The organism is Clostridium aciditolerans (assembly GCF_016316925.1).
Classification (GTDB): domain Bacteria; phylum Bacillota; class Clostridia; order Clostridiales; family Clostridiaceae; genus Clostridium_AM; species Clostridium_AM aciditolerans.
In genome coordinates this window covers 1-9,218 of the sequence record NZ_JAEEGB010000024.1, presented here as the reverse complement: position 1 = coordinate 9,218, position 9,218 = coordinate 1, and the positions used below count along the sequence as shown (strand labels likewise).

Below are 9,218 nucleotides of genomic sequence, written 5' to 3'. Positions count from 1 at the left end.
CATATTAATTTAAGTGGATTAAATACAAAATTTTATATACAAGCTGCTGATAACGCAAGCAAAGGAAAACTTCAAGTTAATTGGAAGTACCTAGCAGCTATTGATGGAGTTAGATATAAGAATGATTTTTCCAAGGCAACTAACAGTAATACAAATGAATTAGCTGCTATGTTTTTAGAAAAAAATAGTACAAGTAATAAGGTTAGAAATAGTAACTATAGATTAGTTGATCTAGATGTAGTATTGGAGAAATTATCTTTTGATAAAAAACAAAAAGAAAGGGTATATACCTATATAGAAGATTTAAAATACACAGGAACTCTGAAGAACAATTTGAACAATGTTTCCACGCAGCAATTTATTCAAGAGCTATATCCTGAGGCTGCTGAAATATATAATAAGTATGGTGTCCTTCCTTCTGTGACAATTTCCCAAGCTATTTTAGAAAGTGGATGGGGAAAATCAGAATTAAGCACAAAAGCAAACAATTTGTTTGGAATAAAGGCAGATACTAGTTGGAAGGGAAAAAAAATTAAAATGAATACCTCAGAGTATTATAATCAAAAGATTGTAGATGAATTTCGGGTATATAATAGTAAACAGGAATCCATAAGGGATTACGGAGAGTTTTTAAAAAATAATAAAAGGTATAAACAAAGTGGAGTTTTTCAAGCCACACATTATATAGATCAGGCAAATGCTATAGAGAAAGCTGGCTACAGCACTGTAGAGAATAGTAAAGGACAACAAATTTACTCGGAGCTAGTAATCGATATTATTCAAGAACAGAATCTTCAACTTTTAGATTTTCAGTGTGAAATGAATTATAATAAGAATAGTCAGTAAAGATAGGATTATAATAAAAAGAAAAAAGAACTATAAGCCATTGGAATTAATGGCTTATAGTTCTTTTGTGCTTTTACAATTGCTTTTGCTTTTTACTTATATACATATAAACAGGTACACCTATCAGCGTAACAATTATTCCACAAAGTGCATTTTTAGTATCTGTGAATACTGTACTTATTAAAATATAAACTCCTCCAACTATTCCTATAATTGGTGTTAGTGGATATAGTGGAACTTTATATGGCCTTTCTAGATGTTGATGCTTTTTTCTTAATATAAATACGCCTGCAACTGCTAGAACAAAGAATATCCATAAAACAAATACTACAAGATTAGTTAGCATATCGAATGAACCAGTAAATATATAAGCAATTGATAAAACAAACTGAAATATAAGTGCATTTATTGGGGTTCCTGACTTACTAAGTTTTCTAAAGAAACTCCTAAATGGTACTGCGCCATCTTGAGCCATTGCAAGTGGAACCCTAGCTCCAGTTAATATATAAGCGTTCATTGCACCAAAAATAGAAATCATAATTCCAGCTGCAATAAATGCTGCTCCACCTGTACCAAATAGAACAACTGCTACATCGGATGCTGCTTTTTTTGAAGCAATAACTGATTCCATTGGAAGCACGTTTATAACTGCAAGATTAATTCCAATATATGCAATCATAACAATTGAGAGACCACCAACAATAGACTTTGGAAGATTCTTTGCTGGATTGTCAATTTCTCCTGCCACATTACCTACGCTAACCCATCCATCATAAGCCCATAGTGTTCCAAGAATAGCGGCTCCGAATCCAGTAGCTGTACTTACTGATCCCACAACTGGAGTAAATTCATGAACCGTTCCCTTTATAAGCCCAAATATAATTATTATAAATATTGGCAGCATCTTTGCAATTGTTGAGACAAATTGGATCTTACCACCAAATTCTGTAGAAATAATGTTAGCTCCCGTAAGCATTGCTGCAATAAATACAGCAAGTATCTTTTGATTAAAGTCTGACATTGGTATAAAGAATGTTGCCTGCGTAACAAAAACTATTGCAAGAGCTGCAAGTGTTCCTGGGTAGTATATAACAGTTTGAACCCATCCAAGTAGAAATGAGCATTTTTCACCATATAATTCTTTTAAGTACGCAAATAGTCCACCTGTCTTTGGAATGGCAGCGCCTAATTCAGCAACTGTAAGCCCAGCTGCCATTGTTATGATGCCACCAACAACCCATGCAAGAATTCCAAGTCCTGGCGCCCCTGCACTTTTGAACACTATCGATGGTTTAAAAAAAACACCCGATCCAATAACTATACCTATAACTATAGTAAGAGTTTGAGCAAATCCGAGCTGCTTTTTTATCTTTGTTCCATTTTTCCCAGTTTCTGTTTGCATGACTTTCACTTCCTTTCCTCTATTCAGCTTCAAAATATTCAGGGTACTGAAGAGGGAACTGTGCTCCTAATTTAGTAACTCTTTCTTTAATTGAATCCAATGCTTTATTGTCATTTATATTTTCAGCTACCTCATTAATTAATTCTCCTATAATCTCCATTTCCTTTTCTTTCATACCTTTTGTTGTCATTGCAGTTGCACCTATTCTCACACCGCTTGTTACCATAGCCTTTTCTGGATCAAAAGGAATCATGTTCTTATTAACCGATATTCCTACATAATCAAGGGCTTTTTCAAATTCTACTCCAGTCAACTTTTTTGGACGAAGATCTACTAATAGCAAATGATTATCTGTTCCACCTGTCACAAGTCTAAAACCTTTTTCTTGTAATACTTCTCCAAGCTTCTGTGCATTTTTTACTACTTGTCTCATTAAGTCTCTAAAGTCTTCAGTGGCCGCTCTTTTAAAAGTAAATGCTTTAGCTGCCATTATATGAAGATGTGCTGAACCCTGCGCACCTGGAAATGTAGCCTTATCAAGCTGTTTTGCGTATTCTTCTTTACAAAGTGCAAACCCGCCTCTTGCTCCTGCTAAAGTTTTAGTTGTTGTTGATGTTACAAAATCAGCATAAGGTACTGGGCTTGGATGTACGCCTGCTGCAACAAGACCTGCTACATGCGCTATATCTACCATAAAATATGCATTAACTGATTTAGCTATCTTTGATATTCTTTCATAATCTATAAATCTTGGATAAGCACTTGCTCCTGCTACAATTAATTTAGGTTTATGCTCCTTTGCTAATCTTTCCAACTCTTCATAGTCTATAAGCTCAGTTTCTTTATTTAAACCATATGAAATAAAATTATAGGTCTTACCTGAAAAGTTTACCTTGCTGCCGTGTGTTAAGTGTCCTCCTTGATCCAGTCTCATTCCCATTACAGTATCTCCAGGTTTAAGTATTGCTACATAAACACTTTGATTAGCATTTGATCCGCAATGGGGTTGTATATTAGCATGTCCTGCTTTAAATAATGCTTTAGCTCTTTCTATGCCCAAGGTCTCCATTTTATCAATAAATTGATGCCCTGCATGAAATCTATTACCTGGAAATCCCTCCATAGTTTTGTTTGTTAATATGCTACCCTGAATCTCCATAATCTCAATTGGTACATAGCTTTCTGAAGCTATCATTTCAATACCTGTCTTCTGGCGTCCATACTCTTCTTTTATTATTTCGTATAACTCCCTATCACTCTCTCTAACTGTCTTTAACATAATCATATCCCCCCATTTCTTACATTTTGACATTAACAAAAATGTTTATATATATATTATTTCATAATATTCAAACAATTTATATTAATAGAATTGACTTTTTATTGAACAAAATTGTAATTTTGCTATTAGCTTGATTGTAAATACTAAAAAGAACAATTTTTTCAATTCCCAAATATTTAAATAAAAAAAGAATGTGTAAATATATCAATATAATTTCTCTTGAATAATTTTTACTTTTTAATTAAACCATTTTTAAATATGTTTGGCGTAACTCCTATATTCTTCTTAAAAACTTTGTAAAAATAGTTAAGATTGTTATATCCCACTCTATAAGCTATATCCTTAATAGGCATATCTGTGTTTTTAAGTAATACTACTGCTTTATTAATTCTCAAATTATTTACATAAGTAATGAAACTTACTTCATAATATTTTTTAAACATTCTTGCAATATAACTTGAACTTGTATGATATATATCTGCACATTCCTTAAGCTTTATATCATCTTGATAATTATGATTTATATACTCTAATACTTCGTTGAAGATCTTATTATTTGAGTATCTATATCCTAAAACTCTTTCCATGGTTTCCAGGAATTGTTCAGGTTCAATTGGTTTTAGTAATATATCCTTTGCTCCTAATCTTAAAGATGTCTGAGCATATTCAAAATAACTATATGCAGTAATGACAATGAAATCAATTGAGTTATTTTGTAATAATCTTATTTTTTCTATAACTTCTAAACCATTTAAAACTGGCATTTTAATATCTAGAAAAACAATATCTGGTTTTAAATTCTTTATTATTTCTAAAGCCTCATCTCCTGCCGAGGCCTTTCCTATGACACTTATAGGCAAATTAAAACGTTTAATTAAATATTTTATCAGCTCAATAGATAAATCTTCATCATCAGCAATAACGGCCTGTCTCATTTTTATCGCCCCCCGTAAATTACTATTTTACACTATATATTCAGGTAAAGTTATTTTTACATTAGTACCTTTACCCTTGGAACTTTCTATTATAAAATCAAAATTCTTTCCATAAATCAATTCTAATTTACGGTAAACCATCATAAGTCCTCTTAATTCATATTTTTCGTATTCACTAATTCTGCATCTAAGTTTATTCAAATCTTCCTCATTCAATCCTATACCATTATCACTTATCTCAATTACTAATTTGTTTTTATTCAATTTCCCTATAATATTTATTTTCATATCTTTCTTCATATCTTTAAATCCATGAATAAAGCAATTCTCTACAATGGGTTGCAAACAGTTAAATGGAACATTTTTATCATATATATCAGTTGAAACATCAATATTAATTTCCAATTTATCTCCACGCCTTAATTTTTCTAAATTTGTGTAGTTTTTCAAGTATTGAATCTCATTTTTTAATTGAATAAAATGATTTTGATTTGTAGTTGTATACCTTAAAATCTTTGAAATGTCTATAATAGATTGATAAGTTTCAACCGCACATTCTTTTATGGCAAGACCTGCAATAGCATTTAATGTGTTAAATAAAAAATGATTATTAATCTGTATATTTAATACCTTTTCCTTTGTTGATTTTAATGACTCTTCAAGTGCAATTTCATTTTTTACGATATCTTGAATAATTTCTTCTTTTTTATTTAATTGAATCTCTACATTTTTGAAAATATAATAGTTCTCTATAGTTTTGCTCAGTTTTTTTAGCTGCTGTAATATTGCATTTAATGTTCCCTTTGGAACTACTTGCATTAGTTTATTTAATGTATCAAAAGTTTCTTTACTTGAATTACCGCAGTCACCTAAATTTGATGTGGATATTCTAATATGTCCTCCTTTTATTGTTCCGATAGGCTTATTATTAAACATAATAAAAGTAGTAAACACTGTTAGTCCATGAGGACATATAACTGCTGATAAAGTCTTATATTGAGGTGCTCTATATTTACCTTTTATATCATACATAGGACAATGTCCTACATCTTTATGAATCGAACAATTATATTTACAGAACTCAGGGTAGTCCCTACCTTTGATAACTATATTTTCATCCATATCAAAGATAGCTACTGGTATTTTCAAAGGATTAATAATTGTTTCATATATATGGCTTATTTCATCACTGATTTGGGCTGTGTCACTGAACATTTCATTACTATTAAATATGTATGATTCTTCTTTTTGCATCAGCATATCTTGCTCACACTGCACAGGAATTGATATTAGTAAGTGTTTTATTGTCTCATTACCTTGATTGATTGTTTCATGAATAGTACCTGCTTCCATATGATAAATCTGGCCTGCCTTTATATTACTTACTCTATCTCCAATAAGCTGACTACCTTCTCCTGATAATATATAAATCACTTGCTCATCGCCATAATGTATATGTTTATTTTGTCGTTTATTCGGCAAAATAGTTGTGATTCCTATGCTCATATTATTCAGAGAGTTGTTAGAATCTGGCTCATAAATCCACTCTATATGCCCCCACTCAAAAGATTGTATATTTTTCTTCATAATACACATCTCCTTCAATATGTAATAAAATTATTCAATTAATGATGATTATAGTAAACCGAATTGTGCTGTTACACTACAAAAAATACCAGGCCCGATAAAAGCTTGGTATCTTTTCTATATAGTAGTTCTATCTACTCTACCCATATATGCTCTTAGTGCCTCTGGCATATGAATATTTATTTTCCTAAACCTAAAGGATGAATACTTTCCATCTCTAGTTAAATGAATCTGTTATCTTAAATCCTAAATTAGTGGATATTTTATTAATTTTCCCCAATACTCTATCTTTATCATCTCCACTTAGAGGCGTTGGACAATAATCATTAGTATATTCTACCGAAGAAACGCTAAAAGGAATAACTCTCACATCATACTTTGCAAGTTTGTTATTATTAAAAGAGAATTTAGTTTGAAGCACAAAAGTATCTTTATCTGAAGGGTTAGAATTCCCTCCAAAACAAAAATTACCTAGGCTATAACATATAATTTTATCCTTATATTTTTCTAGTCCCTGAACTACATGTGGATGGTGACCAATTATTAAATCTGCTCCTTGGTCAATAGCATAGTGAGCAATACTTTTTTGAATGGAGTTAGGATAATAATTCCCCTCTTCTCCCCAATGGAAATTAATCACTACAACACACCCTTGACCTTTTAATTCTTCTATATCTTGTTTTAATTTATTCATAAATTTATCATTATTATTCCAACCTTGGTAACCTAAAAATCCGAATTTAACTCCTTTTATTTCCTTTATCCACTTGTTACCTTCACCAAAATAGTTAATATTATACTGCCTAAGTGTTTCTATAGTATCTTTAAAACCCTTATCTAAGAAATCATATATGTGATTATTGGATATGTTTACTCCTTCAATAGATCCCAAATTTAAAGCTTTTGCAAACTCTGGCTGAGCTTTAAAGGTAAATGTTTTATCAGCTCTAGTTTTGGCATTAGTAAAAGTGGTTTCTAAATTTACTATAGTTATGTCATCTTTTTCGAAAATTGGAACAGCATTCTTAAATAAATATGAGTAATCATTATTATGTCTTCTAACCATAGTTGGAAGAGATGTATCCGCATCAAATCTCGGATCAGTTCCAATGGTACAATCTCCAGCACTGCTTAATAGAATCTCTATATTAGAAGCAGATTCTTTAGTATTTTTATTTTTATTATCTCCTTCATTGCTTATCTTCTTAGTTTCCTGTACTTTAGAATTAGCATATTCTGTTTTTGCTTTATCACTCATGAAGTTCATAAACTTAACTGTACTAAAAGCTACTATGATAGTTGAGAATAAGCACACTGTAGCTATAAAGATTACGTTTTTTTTCTTTTTTAATTTAATCTTTTTCCTTTTATCCATGCTTTCACCCGCCTTTTACATGCTTTAAGTTATCCGAACTTAGTTATTAAACGGCTTGTTTACAAAATATAAATTTAAAGTTAATTATTTCTTATATTTATTATATCAGATATGACTTTACCAAACATCTACAATAACTCATTGATAAATACTAAAAATATTTAACTTTACTAATATGTAAAAACTAGGCCAGGTAAATATGTCGCATATATCTTAGATTATCACTTTTTTTCTCTTTGCTCTAAAAGCCAGCTTAATACTATTTTTCCAAGAGCTATTCTCTTATCTGAAAAGGAATGATCCGCATTCAAAACTATATTTTTTAAATCATTGATCTCATGTTTTTGAATAGTATTTACTAATGATTCATGATGTTCATTTATAATTGACACATCATCTCTGCTTCCAGCAACCATTAAAATTGAATGGGATTTTAATTTTTCTGCTATATTTTTTAGATTCCACTTTTCCCTATTCTCTACTGCATCTACTAGAAATTCTTCTGCTGTGATCCCTTTAAGTGGTGGAATTGAATCCTCCCACTGCGCAGCAGCATCTTTTATTAACTTATTACTTCCGAAAATCATATCGCCATAAACTCCAATATTAAAACCTGCAAGAGAAGCTACTAATCTTATTTCAGGATGATTTGCGGCGGTCATTAATGCTGTAAAACCACCAACACTGTGGCCGATCAAAATTATTTCTTCTGAATCAACCCTATATGATTTTTTACATTTTTCAGATCTCAAGAAATCAATAGCAGCTTCCGCATCTTCAAGAACATTGCTTATAGAATATGTACCTTCACTCCCCCAACTTCCTCTATAATGAAAAATCATTACATTATACCCAGCTCTTCTGAAAATTTGAGCAAGATCAATGTTTTTTTCATGTCCAGGAAATCCATGAAGGAGTATTATTGTCGCATGAGGCCCTTCACCTTGTGCAATATACAACATACTATTTACGTTATATCCGTTGCTACTAAAAGTAAAACATTCTAATGTTGCAGGGTATTTTTCATCTACCTCTAAAGGATCACTACATAAAGCTTCTAAATTCATTTTAAATTCCTCCATCTTCTAATTTCATTCACACATAAATGTTTTTTAATAAATCTAATTTTGCAAGACTTCATAAATTCAATTTACAACTAAATTAGAATTGATTTTGTACAGTTAAATCTTACTAATATACTAAATGATCTGTTCTATTTAAGCTGCATGTTTATCCTAAAAAATAATATTCTTTATATATTTTAGTATCTCATGAAAAATCTGATTATTCAACCACTTATATCACATAAACATATTACATATATATGTTTAATATGTTTACTTTTAATTTCTTAAATGATGTTTATAATAACTTTCTTATTTAAATAACTATTCCATTAACTAACTTTTTAAAATTAATATACAAAACACTTAATTTATAAATTACAATAATCTAGATGCGAGTGGAATAAGGTACGGATATTAGGGATTAATTGATAGCGATATATAAGAATCTATGATTTGCAAGAACTCCAAAACTATATTGAAGAAAACTTAAGAATAAGTGTGAGAACCACAGTTCTGGGCCTTATACAAAAGTAAAAAAACACCAAGCATTTGCTTAGTGTTTTCATTATTACCTGGCGACGACCTACTCTCCCACAGGGTTCTCCCCTGCAATGCCATCGGCACTGTGAAGCTTAGCCAACCTGTTAGGAATGGGTTTGTTACTTACTTTTTTACATAAATAAAAAACACCAAGCATATGCTTAGTGTTTTTACTATTACCTGG

Annotated in this window: 7 protein-coding genes; 1 reads left to right on the top strand and 6 read right to left on the bottom strand. The window is 30.8% G+C overall.

Features of this window, described 5'->3' with window-relative positions:
• The coding region (locus I6U51_RS16665) for a glycoside hydrolase family 73 protein (protein ID WP_211143701.1) at positions 1-846 on the top strand (846 nt) is incomplete at its 5' end.
• 73 nt (positions 847-919) lie between these two features.
• On the opposite strand, the gene I6U51_RS16660 is transcribed toward I6U51_RS16665, so the two are convergent.
• The 6 genes from I6U51_RS16660 to I6U51_RS16635 all read right to left on the bottom strand — a co-directional run bounded on the left by I6U51_RS16660 (position 920) and on the right by I6U51_RS16635 (position 8,494).
• Complete coding sequence (locus I6U51_RS16660) at positions 920-2,248, bottom strand: APC family permease (RefSeq protein ID WP_211143702.1); 1,329 nt, start codon at positions 2,246-2,248, stop codon at positions 920-922.
• 19 nt (positions 2,249-2,267) lie between these two features.
• Entirely contained in the window at positions 2,268-3,530 is a 1,263-nt protein-coding gene (locus I6U51_RS16655; RefSeq protein WP_425489771.1) for a serine hydroxymethyltransferase, read from the bottom strand.
• A 230-nt stretch (positions 3,531-3,760) separates the two neighbouring features.
• A complete protein-coding gene (locus I6U51_RS16650) occupies positions 3,761-4,465 on the bottom strand; it encodes a response regulator transcription factor (RefSeq protein WP_211143699.1) in 705 nt (234 codons plus the stop codon).
• A gap of 27 nt (positions 4,466-4,492) precedes the next feature.
• The gene (locus I6U51_RS16645; RefSeq protein WP_211143698.1) at positions 4,493-6,052 is read right to left on the bottom strand and encodes a histidine kinase; all 1,560 of its coding nucleotides are present in this window, start codon (positions 6,050-6,052) and stop codon (positions 4,493-4,495) included.
• Between the two features lie 217 nt (positions 6,053-6,269).
• On the bottom strand, positions 6,270-7,427 hold the full coding sequence (locus I6U51_RS16640; RefSeq protein WP_211143697.1) for a CapA family protein: 1,158 nt from the start codon (positions 7,425-7,427) through the stop codon (positions 6,270-6,272).
• 221 nt (positions 7,428-7,648) lie between these two features.
• Entirely contained in the window at positions 7,649-8,494 is an 846-nt protein-coding gene (locus I6U51_RS16635) for an alpha/beta hydrolase (RefSeq protein WP_211143696.1), read from the bottom strand.
• Positions 8,495-9,218 lie beyond the last annotated feature (724 nt).

Bases quoted from the DNA above. Each gene is read 5' to 3' on its own strand.
- I6U51_RS16660 (WP_211143702.1), bottom strand. From the start codon at position 2,248: ATGCAAACAGAAACTGGGAAAAATGGAACAAAGATAAAAAAGCAGCTC.
- I6U51_RS16650 (WP_211143699.1), bottom strand. From the start codon at position 4,465: ATGAGACAGGCCGTTATTGCTGATGATGAAGATTTATCTATTGAGCTG.
- I6U51_RS16645 (WP_211143698.1), bottom strand. From the start codon at position 6,052: ATGAAGAAAAATATACAATCTTTTGAGTGGGGGCATATAGAGTGGATT.
- I6U51_RS16640 (WP_211143697.1), bottom strand. From the start codon at position 7,427: ATGGATAAAAGGAAAAAGATTAAATTAAAAAAGAAAAAAAACGTAATC.
- I6U51_RS16635 (WP_211143696.1), bottom strand. From the start codon at position 8,494: ATGAATTTAGAAGCTTTATGTAGTGATCCTTTAGAGGTAGATGAAAAA.